The following is a 22,856-nucleotide window of genomic DNA, read 5'->3' as shown; positions in this document are numbered from 1 at the left end:
GTCAGTCCTGACTGTTCAGAATTTCACGCACTTTCGCGACCAGATCAGCGCGCGATACTTCGAACTGGCTGGGGCGTTCTTTCCATTCCTCCAGCGTGGCGCTTTCGGCGATCTTAGCCCCAAGGATCAGGTCCTTGATCTGCACGATGCCTTTTGCCTTTTCGTCCCCGCCTTCGATCACCGCAACCGGAGAGTTGCGCTTGTCCGCGTATTTCAACTGATTGCCAAAGTTCTTGGGATTGCCCAGATACACCTCGGCCCGGATGCCCGCATTGCGCAGCTCGGCCACCATCGCCTGATAATCAGCCATCCGATCGCGATCCATGACGGTGACGACCACGGGGCCTTTGGCCTGGGCGCTGATCCGGCCCTTTTCGCGCAGCGCCGCTAGCAGCCGATCGACGCCGATGGACACCCCGGTCGCGGGCACTTCCTGCCCGGTGAACCGCTTGACCAGATCGTCATAGCGCCCGCCCCCCGCGACCGAGCCGAACTGCCGCTTGCGGCCTTTCTCGTCGAAAATTTCGAACGTCAGTTCGGCCTCGTAGACCGGACCGGTGTAATAGCCCAGGCCACGGACGACGGAGGGGTCAATGACAATGCGGTCAGGGCCGTAGCCGCCAGCGGAGAGAAGTTCAGCGATCTGTTCCAGTTCAGCAATCCCATCCGCCCCAATCTTGCTGTCACCCACGGCAATGCGGAGGTTGGCCAATGTACCAGCGGTATCGACGGCCTTGGAAGTCAGGAAGGCGATAACCGGGTCTGCCTGATCATCGCTGAGACCAACGCCGTCGATGAACGCGCCCGACGCGTCCAGACGGCCCTTGGTCAGCAACTCGCGCACACCCTGCTCACCCACCTTGTCGAATTTGTCGATGGTGCGAAGAACATTGTCTCGTGCGGCTTGATCATCGCCAAGCCCCATCGCCTCCAGCACACCGTTCAAAACCTTCCGGTTATTCACCCGGATGATGTAGTCACCGCGCGGGATGCCAACCTCTTCCAGCGTGTCGGCCAGCATTGCACAGATCTCGGCATCAGCAGCCATCGAGGCGGTTCCAACCGTATCCGCATCGCACTGATAGAACTGCCGAAAGCGCCCAGGTCCCGGCTTTTCGTTGCGCCAGACCGGACCCATTGCATAGCGGCGATAGGGCGTGGGCAAGTCGTTGCGGTGCTGGGCGTAAACCCGGGCCAGAGGCGCGGTCAAGTCATAGCGCAGGGCCATCCAGTCGCCATTTCCGCCCTCGTCAAACTCCTGCCACGCAAAGACGCCTTCGTTCGGGCGGTCCACGTCGGGCAGGAACTTGCCCAGCGCCTCGACGGTTTCGACCGCGCTGCTTTCCAGCGCGTCGAAACCGTAACGATGATACACGCCCGCAATCGTCCGCAGCATCTCGGTGCGCTGCGTGACTTCCTCGCCGAAATAGTCACGGAACCCTTTCGGCGTTTCGGCCTTGGGGCGGGGCTGTTTCTTGGGCTTGGCCATGTGGGGCGTCCTTGGGAGTGTACCTGTTCCGCGCGCGGTCTATCCCATGGCCCGCATCTGGGCAAGGCGCGCTTTCTCTGGCCAAGGCGTCACAGGGTCGCTATGTGCAGTCTGAAAGACAGGAGCATCCTATGCAGCAACTGGAAGAACAGATTGCCCATCTGACCCGCACGGTTGACGATCTGAACGCGGTTGTCACCCGGCAACAGGCCGAGATTGACCGGCTGACCCGCCGTGTCGAGATGCTGCTGCACCGCGAGGCCGAGCGCGCACAGGAAGGGTCAGGCGGCGTTGTCCTTGGTGACGAACGTCCGCCACATTACTGAAAGCTTACAGCCCCAGCGTTGATTTCACCGCGTCGTCGACGACGCCACCCAGCAGGGCGTTTTCATCCCCGGCGCAGCCGTCTTTCAGAGCCGCCACAAATGTTTCGCGCAGCGTGGCCTTTTCCTCGTCCGAACTGGCATGAGCTTCGAGGTCGACCTGACGGTTATAAAGGGACAACGCCGTCATCTTGCCGACCACGTCCACAATGTATTCTTCATTCCCGTCAGCCTCTTCGATGACCGACGCGCATGTGTGATACATGAGCGGCAGCGCCGCTTGCACCATCTGTTCGGCTTCCTCGTCCGCAAGGGCATAGCCGGGCCCTGTAAGCAGCGCGGCGGTTGTGATCACTTTCATCGCGTTCAAACGCATCATCCCGCCCCCGCTTATTTCGAGTTCGCGCCGATCAGCGCACCAGCAATTGCCCCTGCGGCGGCACCCTTGCCGTCGCCGATCAAGGCCCCGACCCCGGCCCCGATCACAGCACCTTTGATCGTGTTCTCTTTCTTCTTGTCGTCCGCAAGCGTGGCTGTCGCCGAAACCAAAGCCAGCGATGCCGCCGCCCCCAATGCAATCGTTCTGAAATTGAGACCTGCAATCGTCATATCAACGCCCTCCCGTGGCATGATCAGAAGACATATTTGCAAGGTCAGCCTAGCGGTGCGCTAACTGTCTGGCAACAAAGCGGTGTCAGATCTCTTCGACGGTCATCACGCCTTCCAGCGATTTGATCGCGCCCTTGATCTGGGGATTGATCGGGAACACACGCCCCAAGTCGATTTCGACGTCGCCGGGCAGGCCGGGGTCCAGCAACAGCAGTTGGATCGGTCCGCGGGCCGCACCCTTGGCGGCGGTTGCGGCTTCTTCAAGAACCGTTGCAATAGTTGGCACCGCCCGCGCTTCGTCGACAAAGATGCGCAGTCCCGTCGCCCCGGCTTCGGCCACCACAGAATCCGCTGGTCCAACCGAACGTCCCAATAGCTTGAGCTGATCGGACTCCATCGTCGCCTCGACGGTCAGAACCACCTGAGCGCCGGTTTCCAGAAACTCGCGGCATTTCTCCAGCGTGTCGGAAAACAGCGTGACCTCATAAGCGCCGGTCGGGTCCGAAAGCTGGGCAAAGGCGAACCGGTTGCCCTTGGCCGATTTCCGTTCCTGCCGCCCGGCAACCACTCCGGCCATCTTGGCAATCAGCGGGCCAGAACGGGCTTTCTCTGTCACCTCGTCCAGCGTCAGAACCTGTTTACGCTTCAAGGCCGGCATATAGTCATCCAGCGGATGACCAGAGAGGTAGAAGCCGATGGCCTTAAACTCTTCGCTCAGACGTTCAGCTGGCAGCCAGTCGGGGGTCGGCGACAGGCGTGGTTCGGGCAGGTCATCTCCGGCCTCGCCAAACAGCGACACTTGGTTCGAATTCTTCTGTTCATGGATCGCTGCCGAATACTGCACCAGCGCATCTAGGCTTTCAAACACACGGCGGCGGTTCCGGTCCAGCTCATCAAAAGCCCCGGCGCGGGCCAGCATCTCAAGCGGGCGTTTGCCCACTTTCTTCAAATCCACGCGGCGGGCGAAATCGAACAGGTTGACAAATGGCTTGCCCGCGCGACCCGCAACGATCAGGTTCATCGCCTCGACACCCACATTCTTGAGCGCGCCCAGCGCATAGACCAGATGTCCGTTATCAACATCGAACGTGGCCTGAGAGCGGTTCACACAAGGTGGAATATACGGCAGTTCCAGCCCTTTTCGGACCTCTTCGAAATAGATCGCCAGCTTGTCGGTCAGATGAATATCGCAATTCATGACACCCGCCATGAATTCGACCGGATGGTTTGCCTTCAACCAGCCGGTTTGATAGCTGACCACCGCATAGGCGGCGGCGTGGGATTTGTTGAAGCCGTAATTGGCGAATTTTTCCAGCAGGTCGAAGACTTCGCTGGCTTTCTTAGCATCCACCCCGTTTTCTGCCGCGCCTTTTTCGAATTTGGGGCGTTCAGCATCCATCGCCTCTTTGATCTTTTTACCCATCGCGCGGCGCAGCAGGTCCGCGCCGCCCAGGCTGTACCCGGCCATCACCTGTGCGATCTGCATCACCTGTTCCTGATAGACGATGATGCCCTGGGTTTCCTCAAGAATGTGGTCGATCAGCGGATGAACGGAAGTGATCTCGCGCAGCCCGTTCTTGACCTCGCAATAGGTCGGGATGTTCTCCATCGGGCCGGGACGATAGAGCGCGACGAGGGCCACGATATCCTCGATACAGGTGGGTTTCATGCGCTTGAGCGCGTCCATCATGCCCGAGGATTCAACCTGGAACACCGCGACTGTCTTGGCCGCTGAATAGAGCTTATACGTCGCTTCGTCATCCAATGGGATGGCGTTGATCTGGTTCTCGGCCCCCTCGGCAGGTTCGTAAAGCTCGGTGCCATCGGCGGCGATGTGCAACTTCCGCCCGGACTTGAAGATCAAGTCCATCGCGTTCTGGATCACGGTCAGGGTCTTCAAGCCCAGAAAGTCGAACTTTACCAGCCCGGCCTGTTCCACCCATTTCATGTTGAACTGGGTTGCAGGCATGTCGGATCGCGGGTCCTGATAGATCGGCACCAGCGCGTCCAGTGGCCGGTCGCCAATCACCACCCCAGCCGCGTGGGTCGAGGCGTTGCGCAGCAACCCTTCGACCTGCTGGCCATACGTCAGCAGACGATCCACCACCTCTTCGTTGCGCGCTTCTTCCCGCAGGCGCGGCTCGTCCTTCAGGGCTTTTTCGATGGAAACCGGTTTTACCCCTTCCACAGGGATCATCTTGGACAGACGGTCCACCTGCCCGTAAGGCATTTGCAGCACCCGCCCGATATCGCGTACGGCGGCCTTGGACAGCAAGGCACCAAAAGTGATGATCTGCCCCACCTTGTCGCGCCCGTATTTCTGCTGCACGTAGCGGATCACCTCTTCGCGGCGATCCATGCAGAAGTCGATATCGAAGTCGGGCATCGAAACCCGTTCGGGATTCAGGAACCGTTCAAACAGCAGGCTGTAACGCAGCGGATCGAGGTCGGTAATTGTCAGCGCATAAGCCACCAGCGAGCCCGCACCCGATCCCCGCCCCGGTCCAACCGGAATATCGTGATCTTTGGCCCATTGGATAAAGTCGGCAACGATCAGAAAGTAACCGGGAAAGCCCATGCCTTCGATGATGCCAAGTTCGAAATCCAACCGCTCCTGATACTCCTCGGGCGTCACCGCATGGGGGATTACTGCCAAACGTTTCTGCAAGCCTTCATTGGCGATGCGGCGCAGTTCAGCGACCTCGTCATCGGCGAATTTCGGCAGGATGGGATCGCGGCGATAAGCCATAAAGGCGCAACGCCGCGCGATCTCGACCGTGTTCTCAATGGCCTCGGGCAGATCAGCGAACAGCGTCACCATTTCCTGCTGCGACTTGAAATAATGCTGCGCGGTCAGGCGGCGGCGACCTTCCTGCTGGTCGACATAGGCCCCTTCGGCGATACAGATCAGCGCATCATGGGCCTCGTACATATCCGAGGTCGGGAAATAGACGTCATTGGTGGCAACCAGCGGCAGGTTCTTGGCATAGGCCATCTCGATATGGCCGCGCTCGGTCTGGCGTTCGGCCTCGGGTTGGCCGTCTTCACCTGGGTGACGCTGGAGTTCGATATACAGACGATCCGGGAAAATCGCGGCCAACCGATCCACCAGCGCCTCGGCCGCCGGACGTTGCCCCTGTTGCAACAGGCGGCCCACCGGCCCGTCAGGCCCTCCGGACAGGCAGATCAGCCCGTCGGCGCGGTCCGCAAGCTCGTCCAGCGTGACCTGCGGCAACTGCCCGCCCTTGTCCACGTAAAGGCACGTGCTCAGCTTCATCAGGTTCTCGTACCCCGCCTCGGACTGTGCCAGCAGAACAAGCGGCGCGGGCGATTTTTGTTTTTCCCCCGGTTGCGACTGCACATAAGTCAGATCAACCTGACATCCCATGATCGGCTGGACACCGGCCTGACTGGCTGTCACCGAAAATTCCAGCGCTGAAAACATGGAATTCGTGTCAGTCACCGCAACGGCAGGCATCCCCATCTTCTCGCACAGGGCAGGCAGTTTTTTCAGCCGCACAGCCCCTTCCAGAAGGGAATATTCGGTGTGAACACGAAGGTGAATGAATCGGGGGGTACTGCTCATGAACGGCAGGCTACCCTAGCCGCGAGGCATGCAAAAGCCGGAACCTGCGCCGTTGTTTGGCAAAATAATCGTTTTCGATTATTCGGATTTTCCAGAAGGTGCTTCGGAAAGCGGTATCTTCACTGACAAAAAAACGCTTTAATTTCAAGCAACTGATATTTACACAGGGTGCACAAATCCACGCCATTTGGCTGTAATGATGCATCATACAGGCAGTTTTTCTTGCCAGATCACGCATGCTGTTTCTAACATCCATTGGCAAGCTATCCGCCCGCCACTCTTTCTACGTCGCATCGAAGGAGGGCACCACCAGGGCGCAACTGGGTAAGGCGACGGGTTTCTCGAATGGACATCACGTTTCTTCTGAACGGAGAGACAGTGGAGCTGACGGATATCAATCCGACGGCCACTCTGCTGGATTGGCTGCGTGAAGATCGTGGCCTGACCGGCACCAAGGAAGGCTGCAACGAAGGCGATTGCGGTGCCTGCACTGTCATGGTGACGGATGCGGGTGGCGCAAAGGCCCTGAACTCGTGCATCCTGTTCCTGCCGCAGTTGCATGGCAAGGCGGTTCGAACCGTCGAAGGCGCCAGCAGCCCCGATGGCGAGGTCCATCCGGTTCAGCAGGCCATGGTTGACCTGCACGGTTCGCAATGCGGCTTTTGCACGCCCGGTTTTGTCATGTCGATGGTGGCCGGCCACACCAATGGCGCGACGGATCACGATACACAGCTTGCCGGTAATCTGTGCCGTTGCACGGGTTACGCTCCCATTATTCGCGCAGCTGAAGCGGCCGAGAAGCAGCCCGTGCCTGTCTGGGTTAAGGACAAGCCTGTCGCAACACCTGCCGCCTCACCCATGCTGCCGGATTCGTCCGACGCGCTGGCTGCCGTATATGCCGAGAACCCGAATGCCACTTTGGTTGCGGGCGCAACTGATGTTGGGCTTTGGGTGACAAAGCAACTGCGCGATCTTGATCCGGTGATCTTCCTGAACCGCTGTGACGATCTCAAAGAGATCACGATCACCGACGAAGAAATTCGTTTCGGTGCCATGGTCGATATGAACCGTATGGGCGACGCCTTGGCGGACATTCACCCATCCTATGCCGAAATGATCCGGCGCTATGCCAGTGTTCAGGTCCGTCACGCGGCCACTGTGGGCGGCAACATTGCCAATGGCTCGCCAATCGGAGACAACCCGCCCGCGCTGATCGCATTGGGTGCGACGCTGCACCTGCGCAAAGGTGATGAACGCCGGTCAGTCCCGCTGGAAGACTTCTTCATCGATTACGGGAAACAGGACCGCGCACCGGGTGAGTTTGTCGAAGCCGTCAGCTTCCCGCGTCAGGCGGACCGACTGAAATGCTACAAGCTGAGCAAACGGTTCGATCAGGATATCTCGGCCGTGTGCGGATGTTTTAACATTACCATTTCGGACGGGCGGGTGGCGGATGCGCGCATCGCGTTTGGCGGTATGGCTGGCATTCCGCAACGAGCAACCCATGTCGAGGCCGCGCTGATCGGCAAACCGTGGGCGCGCGAGACGATTGACGCCGCTCTGCCCGCTTTTGCCGACGATTATTCACCGCTTACGGATATGCGCGCCTCGGCCACGTACAGGCTTGAGACCGCCAAAGCGATGCTGGAACGGTACTTCCTTGAGGATCAGGGCCAAGTGACCAACGTGCTGGAGGTATCGGCATGAGCGTAACCAAACCCCTTCCCCATGACGCGGCACCGCTGCACGTATCCGGTTCCGCCCGGTATGTGGACGACATCCCGACGCCAAAGGGCACATTGCATCTGGCCTTTGGCCTGAGCCCGATCGCCAAGGGCACGATTACCGCCATGGACCTGTCTGCCGTGAAAGCGGCACCCGGGGTCGTCAGGGTCATGACGGCACAGGACCTGCCCTTTGCCAACGATGTTTCGCCCTCGATCCATGACGAGCCTTTGCTATCCGACGGGACGGTTCACTATATCGGCCAGCCTGTTTTCCTGGTGGTTGCCACCAGCCATCTGGCCGCCCGCAAGGCGGTTCGGTTGGGCAAGATCGACTATGCCGAGGAAACACCGATCCTGACGGTTGAAGAAGCTCTGGCCGCAGACAGCCGATTTGAAGACGGGCCCCGCATCTATGCCAAGGGCGATGCGGACGCCGCGATTGAAAGCGCCGCCCACGTCATCGACGGGACGTTCGAGATCGGCGGTCAGGAGCATTTCTATCTGGAAGGTCAGGCTGCGCTTGCCGTGCCGAATGAAGGCGGCGACATGCTGGTCCACAGCTCGACCCAGCACCCGACCGAGATACAGCACAAGGTGGCGGACGCTCTGGGCCTGCCCATGCATGCGATCCGCGTCGAAACCCGGCGCATGGGTGGCGGGTTCGGCGGCAAGGAAAGCCAGGGGAATGCGCTGGCCGTCGCCTGCGCGGTGGCTGCACGGGCGACCGGCAAAGCCTGCAAAATGCGCTATGACCGCGATGATGACATGATCATCACCGGCAAACGCCACGCCTTCCGGATTTCCTATCGCGCGGGATTTGACGAACAGGGTCACGTTCAGGGCGTGTCCTTTCTGCAATACGCAATCTGCGGCTGGGCGCAGGACCTGTCCCTGCCCGTCGCCGACCGTGCGATGCTGCATTCTGACAATGCATACCTGTTGCCCAATGCCCGGATTGAAAGCCATCGGTTGAAGACCAACACGCAGTCAGCCACCGCCTATCGCGGGTTTGGTGGCCCGCAGGGGATGGTTGCCATCGAACGTGTGATGGACCACGCCGCGCATGAACTTGGGCTGGACCCGGTGGAATTGCGCCGCCGCAACTATTACGAGCCCGCGCATAAGGTTGCCGAAGTCCAACCTCACGAAAAACCGCTGGGTCATCCCGACCCGCACGAAGACCTGACCAGCCGTGGCGCAGTGGAAACAGGGACCGCCCCGGTCCGCCCCCTGCCCGCTGGCGGCAACACGACGCCCTACGGCATGGAGGTCAGCGATTTCGAACTGCATGGCATGACCGAAGCGCTGATGAAGTCCAGCAACTATGCCGCGCGCAAAGCGGCCATCGAGAAATGGAATGCCGAAAACAGCGTGATCAAGAAGGGCATCGCCTTTTCTCCGGTCAAGTTCGGTATTTCCTTCACACTGACCCATCTGAATCAGGCCGGTGCGCTGGTGCATGTGTATCAGGATGGTTCGGTCCATCTGAATCATGGTGGCACCGAGATGGGTCAGGGTCTGTTCCAGAAGGTCGCGCAAGTGGCCGCGTCGCGTTTCGGCATCCCGCTTGAGATGGTCAAGATCACCGCCACGGATACGGCAAAAGTGCCCAATACCTCGGCCACGGCGGCGTCTTCAGGCAGCGATCTGAACGGTATGGCGGTGAAAGCGGCCTGCGATACGATCCGCGACCGGATGGCCGATTATCTGGCTGAACGGCATCAGGCCGACCCCTCTGCCGTCACGTTCACGGATGGCCACGTTTCGGTTGGTGAAGAACGGTACACGTTCGCCGAAGCTGCCGCACTGGCCTATCAGGGTCGGATAAGCCTGTCGGCCACTGGCTTCTATAAAACGCCCAAGATCGAATGGGACCGGATCGCGGGGCGTGGTCGCCCGTTTTACTACTTCGCCTATGGCGCTTCGGTCACCGAGGTCGCTGTGGACACGTTGACGGGCGAGAACCGCATTCTGCGCACAGATATCCTGCATGACGCGGGCGCTTCGCTGAACCCGGCGCTGGATGTCGGACAGGTCGAAGGCGGTTACGTGCAAGGTGCGGGCTGGCTGACGACCGAGGAACTGGTCTGGGACGGGAAGGGCAACCTGCGCACGCACGCGCCCTCGACCTACAAGATACCGGCCTGTTCCGACCGGCCCGATATTTTCAACGTCGCACTTTGGGATGGCGAGAACCGAGAGGACACCATCTATCGCTCGAAAGCCGTGGGGGAACCCCCATTCATGCTGGGAATATCGGTCTGGCTGGCGCTTTCGAATGCGGTGGCGGCCTGCGGGGACACTTATCCGGCGCTCAACGCGCCCGCCACCGCCGAAGAGGTCTGGCGCGGCGTCCAGAGGATGAAGGGAGGCATCTGATGGGATTTGACCTTGAGGCTTTGAGGGAGGCGGTCAAAACCCACGGCAAAGTGGTCCGGGTGGTCATCGCCGGGATCAAAGGGTCGTCTCCACGTGAAGTCGGTGCCGCCATGCTGGTCTGGGACGGCGGGCAAAGCGGCACAATCGGCGGCGGAACACTGGAATACCAGGCGGCACATGCCGCGCGACTGCAAACCACGCCAACCCGCCTGACGCATCATGCGCTTGGACCCGAGTTGGGGCAATGCTGCGGCGGTGCCGTGTCGTTGCTGAGCGAGGTTTACGGCGCAAAGACCGTCAATGATCTGGACGATGCGGTCATCGCGCGCCCGACCAAGGATGGCGCGATGCCCCTGTCGGTCAAGCGAATGCTGGCGACGGCGCGCGGACAGGGGATTGCGCCCGAACCGCAGCTGATTGACGGCTGGATGGTTGAACCCGTTCACAAGCCGACACGCAATCTGTGGATCTGGGGCGCGGGCCATGTCGGCCGGGCGCTGGTGGATGTGCTGTCCCCGCTTCCTGATCTTGCAATCACCTGGGTGGACACCAGCCGTCAGCGCTTTCCGGCCGCTGTGCCAGCGGGCGTGACAATTGTTCCGGCGGCAAAACCGGCGGAGCTGGTCCGCCATGCCCCATGTGACGCTGAACATCTTGTGCTTACATACTCGCATAATCTTGACTTTGAACTGTGCAACAGACTGCTTTTGCACGATTTTGGCTTTGCGGGGCTGATTGGCTCGGCTACGAAATGGGCGCGATTCCGGTCGCGGCTGGCCGCCCTTGGACATCCGCCTGAACGGATAAGCCGGATCACCTGCCCGATCGGTGACCCGTCGATGGGGAAGCATCCACATATGATCGCCGTGGGCGTCGCTGCACAATTGCTGCGCCCGGCCCTGCAAAACAAGTTGAAGAAGGACCTGAGCGCGTGACCATTCCACTTTTGAGCTTGCAAGGGCTGACCAAAGCCTACCCCGGTGTTGTGGCCAATGATCAGGTGTCCTTTGACATCGGCGAAGGCGAAGTACACGCGCTGCTGGGTGAAAACGGCGCGGGGAAATCCACGCTGGTAAAAATGATCTATGGGCTTGTGAAGCCGGACAGCGGCACCATGAAACTGCGCGGCAATCCGTTTGCGCCGCCCGAACCCCGCGCGGCCCGTGCGGATGGGATCGCGATGGTGTTCCAGCATTTTTCGCTGTTTGACGCGCTGAACGTGGCCGAGAATATCGCGCTGGGGATGGAGAATCCGCCCCCGATGGGGGATCTGGCATCGCGCATTCGCGAAGTTTCGGAAACTTATGGCCTTCCGCTGGACCCGTTTCGCACGGTTGGCGACCTGTCCGCAGGCGAACGCCAGCGGGTCGAGATCATCCGCTGCCTGTTGCAGGACCCCAAACTGCTGATCATGGACGAACCGACCTCGGTTCTGACCCCGCAGGAGGTCGATATCCTGTTTGAGACGCTGAACAAGCTACGCTCCGAGGGAACCTCGATCCTGTATATCTCGCATAAACTGGAGGAAATCCGAACGCTATGCGACCATGCCACGATCCTGCGCCTGGGCAAGAACGTGGGCGAATGTGTCCCCGCTGAAACTTCGGCGCGTGACATGGCCGAGATGATGGTCGGGTCGACGTTGCAGACGCCTGAACGCTCGGGCCGGGAACTGGGCGAGGTCGCGCTGGATGTTAGTGGGCTGTCAGTCCCTTCGCCTTCGGAATTCGGCACCGCATTGCGCAATGTGCACATGACGGTCCGCAAGGGCGAGGTTCTGGGCATCGGCGGCGTTGCCGGAAACGGGCAGGATGAATTGCTGGGCGTGCTGTCCGGGGAAATCCTGACATCGGCGGATGCAATCAAGTTCAACGGTCAGGCGATCGGCAAGCTCGGCCCGACAGCGCGCCGTAAGCTGGGCGTTCTGACCGCGCCCGAGGAACGGTTAGGCCACGCAGCGGCACCCGACATGAGCCTGACCGAAAACGCTTTGCTGACCGGATCTGTGCGGGAAGGGCTTGAGAAAAATGGCTTCTTGAAATGGACCGAAACCCGGAGTTTTGCCGAAAAGATCATCGAAGCCTTCGACGTTCGCACGCCCGGGCCCGAAAACGCAGCGCGGTCCTTGTCCGGCGGCAATCTGCAGAAATTCGTGATTGGACGCGAAGTGCTGCAAAACCCTGATGTGTTGGTGGTAAACCAGCCGACCTGGGGGGTGGATGCCGCGGCGGCCGCGTCGATCCGGCAAGCCATACTCGATCTTGCGGCGAAAGGCACAGCGGTGATCTGCATCTCGCAGGATCTGGATGAGCTGATGGAAATCTCGGACAGTTTTGCGGCCTTGAACGAAGGCAGACTGAGCGCACCGCGCCCGACCACCGGCCTGACGGTGGATGAGATTGGCCTGATGATGGGCGGCGCCCATGGCATGGAGGTGGCACATGTGTGATCTGCTAGGCCGCCTTCGGCGAGAGTATTTGCGAAAAGATGAAACATCTGGGGGGATGAGCAGATGATAGTGTTGGAGAAACGGCCACAGCCGTCCAGGGCCTGGTCTTACGCGACCCCCCTTGTGGCGGTGCTGGCAACAATGGTGTTTGGCGGGTTGCTGTTTGCCATTTTGGGGAAAAATCCGGTCGAAGCCATCGGTACCATCTTCTGGGAGCCGCTGTTTGGCGAGTTCGCATTCTATTACCGCCCTCAATTGCTGGTCAAAGGCGCGCCCCTAGTGCTGATCGCAATCGGATTGTCGCTGGGTTTTCGGGCCGGTATCTGGAATATCGGGGCCGAAGGACAATACATCATGGGCGCCATATTCGGCGCGGGCGCAGGTCTGGCCTTCTATCCGCTTGATGCCTGGTACATCTTCCCGATCATGGTGGTCGCAGGCGCATTTGGCGGTTGGCTGTGGGCAACGATCCCGGCTTTGCTGAAGGTGCGTTTCGGCACCAACGAAATCCTTGTGTCGCTGATGCTGGTCTACGTGGCCGAGCAGATGCTGGCCTCGGTCTCGCTGGGTCTTCTCAAGAACCCCGAAGGGTTCGGCTTTCCCGGATCGCGCAACCTGCAATCCTATGAAAGCGCGCATAATGCCGAGTTGATTGTCGGTTCCGGGATGCATTGGGGTGTTGTCGCGGCCTTCATCGCGGTGATCTTTGCCTATGTATTGCTGAACCGTCACATGCTGGGCTTCCATATCCGTCTGACGGGTGAGGCCCCCCGCGCGGCAAAGTTTGCAGGTGTGAATCCGGCGCGCCTGATCCTGTTCTGCCTTGGGATTTCGGGCGCTTTGGCCGGGCTGGCCGGTATGTTCGAGGTGTCCGGCCCGTCCGGTCAGATCAGCATCGACTTCAACGTGGGCTATGGCTTTACCGCGATCATCGTCGCGTTTCTGGGCCGCCTGCATCCGGTGGGTATCCTGTTGGCCGGGGGCCTGATGGCGCTGACCTATATTGGCGGCGAAATTGCACAATCGCAGCTGGGTCTGCCTGCCGCTGCCATTCAGGTGTTTCAGGGAATGCTGCTGTTTTTCCTGCTGGCCTTCGATCTTCTGACAAACTTCCGCATCCGTGCGGCGCGTAGCGAGGTGGCGTGATCATGGACCTTGGTCAAATCAATCCCGTTCTTCTGGTTGCCTCGCTTATGGTGGCCGCAACCCCCCTTCTGCTGGCCGCGATCGGAGAGCTTGTCGTGGAAAAGGCAGGCGTTCTGAACCTTGGTGTCGAGGGCATGATGATCGTTGGCGCGATCAGCGGTTTTGCGATCTCGGTCGAAACCGGCTCGCCCTGGCTGGGCTTTGTTGCTGCCGCCATTGGCGGGGCCGTCCTGTCGCTGCTGTTCGTCCTGCTGACACAGTTTGCATTGGCCAACCAGGTTGCCAGCGGCCTTGCGCTGACCCTGTTTGGACTGGGTTTCAGCGCCTTGATGGGGCAAAGCTATGTGGGCGTCAAACCCCCCAGCATGGGCGATATCCACATCCCTTTGATTAGCGATATTCCGGTCATCGGCCCGATCCTGTTTCGGCACGACCCCATCCTGTATCTGGGCATTGCGCTGACCGCTGTGGTCTGGGCCGTCCTGAAGTACACCCGCGTCGGGTTGATCCTGCGGGCGGTTGGTGAAAACCATGATGCCGCCCATGCGCTTGGCTACAAGGTCATCAAAATCCGTATCATGGCGATCCTGTTCGGCGGGGCCTGCGCGGGCCTGGGTGGGGCTTACATCAGCCTGATCCGTGTACCGCAATGGACCGAGGGCATGACCGCAGGTGTCGGCTGGATCGCGCTGGCGCTGGTGGTGTTTGCCAGCTGGAAACCATGGCGGGTCCTGCTGGGTGCATATTTGTTCGGCGGCATTACCGTCTTGCAGCTTAATTTGCAGGCAGCGGGCGTTGCCATTCCCGTCGAGTATCTGGCAATGTCACCCTATCTCATCACGATCCTTGTGCTTGTGATCCTTTCGGCCGACAAGAGCAGCGCACCTGCCTCACTGGGCCGGACCTTCCATGCCTCACACTAGGGGCCAACTGAACCAACTTGGGGAGTAACTACATGAAATTCAAATCACTTCTGACAACTGCCGCGATAGCGCTTGGTCTTGCGACCGGCGCAGTGGCGCAAGACAAGACCAAGGTCGGTTTTGTCTATGTCGGCCCTGTCGGCGACGGTGGCTGGACCTATGAACACAACAAGGGCCGTCTGGCGATCGAAGAAGAGTTCGGCGACAAGGTCGAGACTGTATTCGTTGAATCGGTGCCGGAAGGCCCGGACGCCGAACGCGTGATGACACAGATGGCACTGGAAGGCGCGGATCTGATCTTTACCACCTCGTTCGGCTATATGGATCCTACCATCAACGTGGCCAAGAAATTCCCGAACGTGAAGTTCGAGCACGCGACAGGCTACAAGACTGCCGACAACGTCTCGGTCTATTCGGCGCGTTTTTATGAAGGCCGCGCGGTTCAGGGGCATATCGCGGGTAAAATGACCAAATCGAACATCATCGGCTATATCGGGTCCTACCCGATCCCCGAGGTGATCCGCGGTATCAACTCGGCCTATATCCACGCCAAGAAAGCGAACCCGGATGTCCAGTTCAAGATCGTCTGGGCCTATACCTGGTTCGACCCGGCAAAAGAAGCTGACGCCGCATCTGTTCTGATCGAACAGGGCGCCGACGTGATCCTGCAGCACACTGACTCGACCGCACCGCAGGCCGCCGCACAAGAGGCGGGCAACGTGATCACCTTCGGTCAGGCTTCGGATATGAGCGAATACGCCCCCAAACCGCGTGTTTCCTCGATCATCGACAACTGGGGACCCTATTACATTGCGCGCACGCGAGCTGTGATGGACGGCACCTGGACTTCATCCAACACCTGGGACGGTATTGGGCCGGGCATGGTAGAAATCGGTGAGATTTCGGACGCGGTTCCGGCGGACATCAAGGAAGAGGCACTGGCGCTGAAAGCGGCCCTGGCCGATGGCAGCCATCATGCCTTTACCGGACCGTTGAAAAAGCAGGACGGCAGCGACTGGCTGGCCGAGGGCGAAGTAGCCGACGACGGTACGCTGGCCGGTATGAACTTCTATGTCGAAGGGCTGGAAGGCGATATCCCGCAGTAAACGGCGCGGATAGAAATGCATCAAGGCCCGCAAGATTGCGGGCCTTTTTTCGTGGCGTATTCGCTTCGGTCATATTACCGGATGACCGGGATGTAACGGCTGCGACGACCTACGGAACCTTTAGGCCCTGTCCTGCGTTCGCCACCCGATCAGGCTGAGACACGCAAAAACGATCGCGGCAACGCAGACGATCGAGGGCCCTGCCGGAGTGTCGAATACATACGCGGCCCTTAGCCCTGTGATGGCCGAAAGCGCACCTATTCCCGCAGCAATCAGGGCCATCGATTCTGGTGACCGCGCGAGGTTTCGCGCAGCGGCCGCCGGAATGATCAGCATTGCGGCGATCAGCAATACGCCCACAACCTTGATCGCCACCGCTACGGTCACGGCAAGTGACAGGGTCAGGATCAGTTGTTCTCGCCTTGGATCGAAGCCGCTGGCATAGGCCAGTTCTTCGTTCAATGTCGCGGTCAGAAGTTGCGACCAACGCCAGACAATCAGCGCCACGACAAGCGCCGCACCGCCCCAGATCACGACCAGATCCGAACGGGAGACCGCCAGAATATCCCCAAACAGATATGCCATCAGGTCAATCCGGACACCGGACAGGAATGAAACTGCAACCAGCCCGAATGCCAGCGCAGAATGCGCCAGAACCCCCAGCAGCGTGTCCATCGCATAACCGCGACCGGCCAAAAGCGAAACGGTCAGCGCCATGACCAAAGCGACGGCCAGCGCGCCCGTGAAGATCGACATCTGAAACGTCAGGGACAGGGCCACGCCCAAAATCGCGGCATGTGCGGTTGCATCGCCGAAATACGCCATGCGACGCCATACGACAAAACACCCAAGGGGGGCCGCAGCAAACGCCACGCCAATACCTGCGAGCGTTGCCCGCATCATGAAATCATCCAGCATTATTCCGCCGCTTCCTGTGGGTTCGCATCATGGTCATGATCATGATTGTGATCATGTTCATGACGATAAAGGGCAAGCGCACCACCTGTTCCGGTTCCGAACAAGGCCCGATATTCGGGTGCCGAGGCGACAACGGCCGGTGATCCTTCGCAACAGACATGCCCATTGAGGCATATCACCCGGTCCGACGCGCTCATGACCACGTGCAGTTCGTGGCTGATCATCAGAACGGCGCATCCGGTCTCGCGCCGGACAGCCTCGATTTGCTGGTAAAAGCTGGCCGACCCCCGTTGGTCCAAACCCTGTGTCGCTTCGTCCAGCAACAATATGTCCGGGCGGTTGATCAAAGCTCTGGCCAGCAGCACCCGCTGGAACTGTCCGCCGGACAGCTGCGACATCTGGCGTTTCAACAGATCCGGCACACCCGCCGATTCAAGCGCCTCGATACATTGCCTGCGCGACACAGGATCGGTCAGACGCATGAACCGTTCAACGGAAATCGGTAATGTCGGATCGACATGCAGCTTCTGCGGCACATAGCCGATTTTCAATCCGGGCTTCAGTGACACTTGACCGGCACAAGGCCGTGTCGCACCGATAATGGCGCGCAGCAGGCTGGTCTTGCCTGATCCGTTCGGGCCAACGATGGTCACGATTTCACCCGGTTCAATGACCATATCCACATGATGCAGCACGGTATGCGCGCCATAGCGGACGCTGAGTTTCTCGACGGTGATCAGGGCCATCTTTATGCCTTTTCGGTGCAGTCGGGGCAGAGACCTTCAGCCTCTACAACCGTTCGCTCGATCTCGAAACCCGCCGCGCGCGCGGCAGCGCCAAGAACACCTTTGGACGGGGCAGACTGCGCCTCGGCTACGGCGTCGCATTTTCGGCAGATCATGAAAGCAGGTGAATGCGCCGCGCCGGGATGAGAGCAGGCGACAAACGCGTTCAGCCGCTCGATCTTGTGGACAAAGCCGTTTTGTACAAGAAACTCCAGCGCCCGATAAGCGACCGGAGGCTGGGACCCGAACCCTTCGTCGCGCAACCGGTCAAGGATTGCATAGGCACCAAGGGCGCGATGTTCCTGCAATAACATCTCAAGAACCTTGCGGCGAACCGGCGTCAACCGCAGCCCTTCCTCTTTGCACCGGGCTTCGGCGGATGCCAGGGCCGTTGCGACACAACTCTGGTGGTCATGTTCCTGAAACCCGACCGGGGCGGTGTCTTTGCCAATAACTGGGTGCACATCACTTGTCATGTTATTTCATATCATGTATTGCCGCTTGAAATGTTATAAAATCACACAGAGGACCCGATGTCCAGAACGCTTCTTCTTCCATTATCTATCACTGTCGCACTGCTGGGTGGACCGGCCCGCGCAGATGCGCCAAACGTTGCCGCGGACATTGCCCCGGTTCATTCGCTGGTGGCCCGTGTCATGGAGGGTGTCGGCACACCTGCCCTGATCGTCGCACCGGGTGCCTCGCCGCATGAATACAATCTGCGCCCGTCCGAGGCGGCCGCGTTGCAAAACGCCGATCTGGTGTTCTGGGTAGGAGAAGACCTGACGCCATGGCTGGACAGCGCGATAGAAACTCTTGCCCAAGGCGCGACCGCCACTGCCCTGTTGGACGCAAAGGGTACGGGGCTTCTTGAGTTCCGGGAAGACGCATTGTTTGAGGCGCATGATCACGCGGACGATACGGGTCACGAAGACTATGACGATCACGAAGGTCATGACGATCATGACGATCATGACGATCATGACCCACATGCCTGGCTGTCGCCAACGAATGCCAAAGCCTGGCTGACCCTGATCGCGGATCAACTGTCGTCAGCGGATCCCGACAACGCCGCTGCGTATTTGGCAAATGCCAAAGCGGCGCGCGAAGAAATGACCGCGCTTTCCGCAGAAGTGGCAGAGTTGCTTGAACCGCTTCGCGGCGGCAGCTTCGTCGTGTTTCATGATGCCTACCAGTATTTTGAGGTCGCGTTCAATTTCCCTGCATCGGGCGCGATTTCCCTGAGCGACGCGTCCGACCCAAGCCCCGCGCGTATTGCCGCTATTCAAGGTCGCATTCACGCCGAAGGCATCAACTGCGTATTGTCTGAACCACAGTTCAATCCGGGCATCGTCGAGACCGTGTTGGATGGAACATCGGCGCAATCCGGTGTGATCGATCCACTGGGCTCGGCACTGGAACCCGGGCCGTCTCTGTACCCGCAAGTCATTCGTAACATGGCGCAAACCCTGTCGGAGTGTTTGAAAACCCGTTGAACCGGGTCTGGGATCGGGACGCGGGAACCTGCCGGGGCGCACCCAAAAGGACCAAGTCCCGACCCGCGCATCAGGTTTGGAACATTGGAGAAGCGCATCAGACCATGGTCTGTAGCGCGTCAAACAATTGTCGTTCATAGTCGATTGCGAAATGAGACCCAAAATTACCGACCTGACAATTGGCAACTGGTCTTTGTCGCGCGTTTTTCTCGCGGCAAGTGTTGCGGTCATGGGGACTGCAACGGTGTTTGTTGGTCACTGGGTATCGAACCGGATCGAAAACGCGGTTGTACAGAACTCCGCCAATTCGGCCGCATTGTACATGGAAAGCATTTTGTCCCCACTCAGCCAGGAACTGGCGCATGGAGACCGCCTTTCCGAACAGGCCAGCCGGGCGCTGGACGAGATTTTCATGACCCAGCCGATGCGCGAACGCATTGCCTCGTACAAGTTCTGGAAACAGGATGGCGAGATTGCATATGCATCGGATTCCGCCATCATTGGTCGCCGATTCGAGCCAACAGACGACCTGAAACGCGCATGGGCTGGAGAAATCTCGGGCTCATTCGAAGAGCTGGACGACGAAGAAAGCGCGGCAGAGGCTGCGCTTGGCATTCCATTGCTGGAAGTCTACAGCCCCATTCGCGAAATCTGGTCGGGGAAAATCATCGCGGTCGCCGAGTTTTATGAAAAGGCCGATCAGCTGGAACTGGACATGGCCAGAGCCCGAAGAACAAGCTGGTTGATCGTTGGCTCGGCCTTTGCGGCAAGCACGATTGTTCTGTTTTCCATTGTCGCAATCGGCGACAACACCATTCGACGGCAAGGGCGCCTTCTGAACGATCGTCTTGCCGAAAGTGAAAAGATGGCCGCACAGAATGCCATGCTGCGGTCGCGCGTCATTGATGCATCGGAAAGATATGCTGCGCAAACGGACAGGTTCCTCAGGAAACTCGGCGCGGAACTGCATGACGGCCCTGCCCAATACCTGTCCCTCGCCGCCCTTCGACTGGAGGCTGCATTCGGCGACAGGCCGGAGATGCCCACCGAGGCCGAAGAAATTCAGCAATCTTTGCAGAAGTCTTTGGCAGAAATTCGCGCCTTGTCACGGGGGTTGTTCGCGCCAGACATCGAAAATCTGGCGCTCGTTGATGTGGTAAAAAGAGCTGTCGAGGACCATTCTGAACACAGCCCTTTTCGCCCCGGTATTTCCTTTCAGGGCAATCCGTCGCCCGACTTGTCGATCTCGGGCAAGTTGTGCGTTTTCCGGTTCCTGCAGGAAACGCTTTCCAATGCCGCAAGATATGCGCCCGCGTCCCAGTGCACTGTCACCTGCAACGTACAAGGTGATCGCATCACCGTTCAGGTCAGCGACGACGGCCCCGGGTTCGCCCCCTCCGGCGAGACGGTTCTGCGTGAGGACGGGGGCCAGGGCCTTGTCGGCTTGCGTGACCGGGTCGAAAGCATTGGCGGTCGGTTCGAGGTGACATCAACCCCGGGCGAGGGCACCACCGTTGCTATGACATTGTTTCCCAGAAAGATGAGTGCATCATGACAACATCCGTCGTTATCGCAGATGATCACCCGATTTTCAGGGACGGTTTGCACCGCACTTTAGAGGAAGCCGACGGCTTCAAAGTTCTCGCCGCCGGATCAAATGCGGATGAGGCCGTTTCCCTTGTCCGAACCCATCAGCCTGACATCGCCATCCTCGACCTGTCGATGCCCGGTGGCGGCATTAGCGCGACCCGTCGAATTGCTGAAATGGCAAACCCGCCTTTCATTGCGATATTGACGGTCTCTGAAAACAGCAGTGACGTTGCAGACGCTTTGGAGGCGGGTGCCATTGGCTATATCGTCAAGGGCGTGACAGCACGCGAATTGACAGCTTCGCTGCGCAGTATCGCCTCGGGCGAAGGGTTCGTCTCGCCGGGTCTAGCGTCGCGCATGCTGCTTCAGATCAATCGCGGAAACGGGTCGCAGAAAGAAGCTGACGCCATAGATGATCTTACCCATCGCGAAGAAGAAATCCTAAGACGCGTCGCCAAAGGGCTGAGCAATCGGGAAATAGCCGATGAGTTGGGAATACAGGAGAAAACCGTCAAGCATTACATGACGGCGATCCTGTCCAAGCTCCATGCGCGAAACCGGGTGGAGGCCGCTCTTATCGCGCATGAGGCCTGGAACAAGAAAGACTAGGGGTCAGGCGCTCAAAGACCAGGGCGGTCTCTCAAGAAAAGAAACCGCCCCGCACAATCGCCAAAGTTCGTCACTCAGTTGGCAATCGCCTGAAGTCTGCTGCGATCCGCCGCAGTTGCGGTTCTTTCTACGACGGTCCGGTTGAACGGGTCTTTCAACTCGTAACGCCCGCCCTCGATCTCTTCTTTCCAGCCGTTTGCGTAACTAACTTCGATATTGTTGCCCTGAATTTCGATTTTTGCCGGGTTACTTCCAGCGCCACCACTCTGCCCGGGCGAGCGCACGCTGTCGATTGAGATACCGTTTGCCAGTGACCGAAGGCGCGAAACGTCGGCACCGGTGGCCGGTCGTTCCTCGACTGTTCGGTTCTGCGCGTTCTTTCTTTCGTACCGGCCGTTTTCAATCTCTTCCTTGGTGCCGTCAGCATAGCGTACTTCTATGCCGCTCGCGCTTGTCTCGACCTTTGTTATTCCAGCCGACCCCGATGACTGCCCCCCAGATTGAGACCGGTCCTTCTTATCGCCCCGGCCCGAGCGTGACGAACCATCGTCATCATCGTCATCGTCGTCGTCGTCATCATCGTCGTGACCACCTTTACCCGATCCGGAATTGTCGTCACGATCACCGCCGCTGCCCGACCCGGAGTTGCTGTCATGGTCATCATCCCCGCCGTTGCCATCACTCCCTTTCCCGCTCTTTGCAAACGCGTAAACAGGTTCCATCCGCAGATGACCGTCTGCGTCAAAAGCCGGCACATAGGGTGTCATCACAATCAGCGACGCCAGCGCTACCGTGCTGAGAAGCTGACCAGTTCTTTTCCGGGTATTCATTTTCGTCTCCAATCCTGTTCGAGGCGTTATCCTGTATTGGAGGCAGAATATCCCGGGCCCGGCTTCGCTACATCGGGCTTAGGTCTGATGATTTTCCGGCCGATTGTCCGGGTCCGAGGAATGAGAGTTTCAAATATCCATCACTCAAATGGATCTGGTGATCCAATATAGGCCTTGGGCAATGAGGTGTTGCCGCGTTGCTTTCCATGTTTTGCGGAACTCGACTTCAGCGGTTGGCGGGTCTTGGTTTGACAGCTGTCGTTTTCTTCCTGCTTAGCGCCATCGGCGAACCGAATAGAAATATACGATTTTAGAAGGAATCTGACGATCGCAATTGACCACGACAGTTACCACAATGCGAACAAACAGACGGATTCATCTTGTTCGCCCCACCGTCCGATACCTAGGTGTTTAGTCCGATGGTCTACTTAAAACTTTAGCTGCCCCGACGCCATGGCTCGTGCTGCCATCGGCTTCATCATTTGTAGAAGAAACCAAGCTAAGTCGAAAATACAAACCCTGTGCCTGTCAAACAAAAGAAGCACCGCTCACCCCGAGATCTAATGTGCGGTTGTTTTCTGGAATGATTGTTTCCATGAAAAAGAGTGCTTCATCACGCAAAGTGTACTGGAAGATTTCATACAGTATTGCAGTGCTGCCCGCAGAACGTTCGAGTTTTTCTGCGATATCCAAACTCAGCCTTGTAAACGAGATATTCCGCTCAAAACCATGAGGCGGTGTTCCAAAACGGTCTCTGAACATGATGCGGAACGTTATGTCTTTCAGTTCGGAAACTTCCATGCTCAAGAGAGAACTGAGCCTCCCCCACTGAACTGGTCCACCGCTATGTTTAGGAAACGGAGGACCACGAATGGCAAACAAGCGACCGAA

The 22,856-nt window shown here is 58.8% G+C and carries 20 protein-coding genes; 11 read left to right on the top strand and 9 right to left on the bottom strand.

What is annotated here, in order from left to right:
* Position 1 precedes the first annotated feature (1 nt).
* The gene (gene hisS, locus AC2FPW_RS21105) at positions 2 to 1,489 is read right to left on the bottom strand and encodes a histidine--tRNA ligase (protein ID WP_480871532.1); all 1,488 of its coding nucleotides are present in this window, start codon (positions 1,487 to 1,489) and stop codon (positions 2 to 4) included.
* A gap of 131 nt (positions 1,490 to 1,620) precedes the next feature.
* Between hisS and AC2FPW_RS21100 the strand changes: the two genes are divergently transcribed.
* Entirely contained in the window at positions 1,621 to 1,815 is a 195-nt protein-coding gene (locus AC2FPW_RS21100) for a SlyX family protein (RefSeq protein WP_209504826.1), read from the top strand.
* Positions 1,816 to 1,819: 4 nt separating this feature from the next.
* Here AC2FPW_RS21100 and AC2FPW_RS21095 read toward each other — a convergent pair whose 3' ends face one another.
* From AC2FPW_RS21095 to dnaE, 3 genes are all read right to left on the bottom strand, one after another.
* The gene (locus AC2FPW_RS21095; RefSeq protein WP_480774475.1) at positions 1,820 to 2,191 is read right to left on the bottom strand and encodes a hypothetical protein; all 372 of its coding nucleotides are present in this window, start codon (positions 2,189 to 2,191) and stop codon (positions 1,820 to 1,822) included.
* Between the two features lie 11 nt (positions 2,192 to 2,202).
* Positions 2,203 to 2,421, bottom strand: coding sequence for a YMGG-like glycine zipper-containing protein (locus tag AC2FPW_RS21090; RefSeq protein WP_480774474.1), 219 nt, complete (start codon positions 2,419 to 2,421; stop codon positions 2,203 to 2,205).
* Between the two features lie 85 nt (positions 2,422 to 2,506).
* Positions 2,507 to 6,007, bottom strand: a complete 3,501-nt coding sequence (gene dnaE / locus AC2FPW_RS21085; protein ID WP_496815265.1) for a DNA polymerase III subunit alpha — start codon at positions 6,005 to 6,007, stop codon at positions 2,507 to 2,509.
* A gap of 345 nt (positions 6,008 to 6,352) precedes the next feature.
* On the opposite strand from dnaE, the gene xdhA reads away from it, so the two are divergent.
* The 7 genes from xdhA to AC2FPW_RS21050 all read left to right on the top strand — a co-directional run bounded on the left by xdhA (position 6,353) and on the right by AC2FPW_RS21050 (position 15,737).
* On the top strand, positions 6,353 to 7,714 hold the full coding sequence (gene xdhA, locus AC2FPW_RS21080; RefSeq protein WP_496815264.1) for a xanthine dehydrogenase small subunit: 1,362 nt from the start codon (positions 6,353 to 6,355) through the stop codon (positions 7,712 to 7,714).
* Complete coding sequence (gene xdhB, locus AC2FPW_RS21075) at positions 7,711 to 10,113, top strand: xanthine dehydrogenase molybdopterin binding subunit (protein WP_496815263.1); 2,403 nt, start codon at positions 7,711 to 7,713, stop codon at positions 10,111 to 10,113. The genes xdhA and xdhB overlap by 4 nt, the downstream gene beginning before the upstream one ends.
* On the top strand, positions 10,113 to 11,048 hold the full coding sequence (gene xdhC, locus AC2FPW_RS21070; protein WP_496815262.1) for a xanthine dehydrogenase accessory protein XdhC: 936 nt from the start codon (positions 10,113 to 10,115) through the stop codon (positions 11,046 to 11,048). The genes xdhB and xdhC overlap by 1 nt, the downstream gene beginning before the upstream one ends.
* On the top strand, positions 11,045 to 12,562 hold the full coding sequence (locus tag AC2FPW_RS21065) for an ABC transporter ATP-binding protein (RefSeq protein ID WP_480588835.1): 1,518 nt from the start codon (positions 11,045 to 11,047) through the stop codon (positions 12,560 to 12,562). Before xdhC ends, AC2FPW_RS21065 begins: the two co-directional genes overlap by 4 nt.
* A gap of 63 nt (positions 12,563 to 12,625) precedes the next feature.
* The gene (locus AC2FPW_RS21060) at positions 12,626 to 13,708 is read left to right on the top strand and encodes an ABC transporter permease (protein ID WP_496815261.1); all 1,083 of its coding nucleotides are present in this window, start codon (positions 12,626 to 12,628) and stop codon (positions 13,706 to 13,708) included.
* A 2-nt stretch (positions 13,709 to 13,710) separates the two neighbouring features.
* Complete coding sequence (locus tag AC2FPW_RS21055) at positions 13,711 to 14,631, top strand: ABC transporter permease (RefSeq protein ID WP_209598075.1); 921 nt, start codon at positions 13,711 to 13,713, stop codon at positions 14,629 to 14,631.
* A 32-nt stretch (positions 14,632 to 14,663) separates the two neighbouring features.
* The gene (locus AC2FPW_RS21050) at positions 14,664 to 15,737 is read left to right on the top strand and encodes a BMP family ABC transporter substrate-binding protein (protein ID WP_267363629.1); all 1,074 of its coding nucleotides are present in this window, start codon (positions 14,664 to 14,666) and stop codon (positions 15,735 to 15,737) included.
* A 120-nt stretch (positions 15,738 to 15,857) separates the two neighbouring features.
* On the opposite strand, the gene AC2FPW_RS21045 is transcribed toward AC2FPW_RS21050, so the two are convergent.
* From AC2FPW_RS21045 to AC2FPW_RS21035, 3 genes are read right to left on the bottom strand one after another with little or no spacing between them, the layout of a single operon-like run.
* A complete protein-coding gene (locus AC2FPW_RS21045; RefSeq protein WP_480547457.1) occupies positions 15,858 to 16,655 on the bottom strand; it encodes a metal ABC transporter permease in 798 nt (265 codons plus the stop codon).
* Positions 16,655 to 17,401: a metal ABC transporter ATP-binding protein gene (locus AC2FPW_RS21040; RefSeq protein WP_267363627.1), complete on the bottom strand. Its 747-nt coding sequence runs from the start codon at positions 17,399 to 17,401 to the stop codon at positions 16,655 to 16,657. The genes AC2FPW_RS21045 and AC2FPW_RS21040 overlap by 1 nt, the downstream gene beginning before the upstream one ends.
* 2 nt (positions 17,402 to 17,403) lie before the next feature.
* Entirely contained in the window at positions 17,404 to 17,916 is a 513-nt protein-coding gene (locus AC2FPW_RS21035; protein WP_496815259.1) for a Fur family transcriptional regulator, read from the bottom strand.
* A 57-nt stretch (positions 17,917 to 17,973) separates the two neighbouring features.
* Between AC2FPW_RS21035 and AC2FPW_RS21030 the strand changes: the two genes are divergently transcribed.
* The 3 genes from AC2FPW_RS21030 to AC2FPW_RS21020 all read left to right on the top strand — a co-directional run bounded on the left by AC2FPW_RS21030 (position 17,974) and on the right by AC2FPW_RS21020 (position 21,135).
* Positions 17,974 to 18,936 (top strand): zinc ABC transporter substrate-binding protein, encoded by a 963-nt coding sequence (locus AC2FPW_RS21030; RefSeq protein WP_496815257.1) that lies wholly within the window; start codon positions 17,974 to 17,976, stop codon positions 18,934 to 18,936.
* A gap of 151 nt (positions 18,937 to 19,087) precedes the next feature.
* Positions 19,088 to 20,491, top strand: coding sequence for a sensor histidine kinase (locus AC2FPW_RS21025; RefSeq protein ID WP_496815255.1), 1,404 nt, complete (start codon positions 19,088 to 19,090; stop codon positions 20,489 to 20,491).
* Entirely contained in the window at positions 20,488 to 21,135 is a 648-nt protein-coding gene (locus tag AC2FPW_RS21020) for a response regulator (protein WP_480774468.1), read from the top strand. The genes AC2FPW_RS21025 and AC2FPW_RS21020 overlap by 4 nt, the downstream gene beginning before the upstream one ends.
* A 74-nt stretch (positions 21,136 to 21,209) precedes the next feature.
* Here the strand turns inward: AC2FPW_RS21020 and AC2FPW_RS21015 are convergent, their stop codons facing one another.
* Together AC2FPW_RS21015 and AC2FPW_RS21010 are read right to left on the bottom strand one after the other, a co-directional pair.
* Positions 21,210 to 21,965 (bottom strand): hypothetical protein, encoded by a 756-nt coding sequence (locus tag AC2FPW_RS21015; RefSeq protein ID WP_480901106.1) that lies wholly within the window; start codon positions 21,963 to 21,965, stop codon positions 21,210 to 21,212.
* 528 nt (positions 21,966 to 22,493) lie between these two features.
* A partial coding sequence (locus AC2FPW_RS21010; protein WP_496815254.1) for a hypothetical protein occupies positions 22,494 to 22,856 on the bottom strand: 363 nt, incomplete at its 5' end.

The sequence above is a fragment of the Ruegeria sp. SATB027 genome (genome assembly GCF_059613825.1).
The sequence above is the reverse complement of the archived record's forward strand: the minus strand, read 5'-3'. Positions and strand labels throughout refer to the sequence as shown.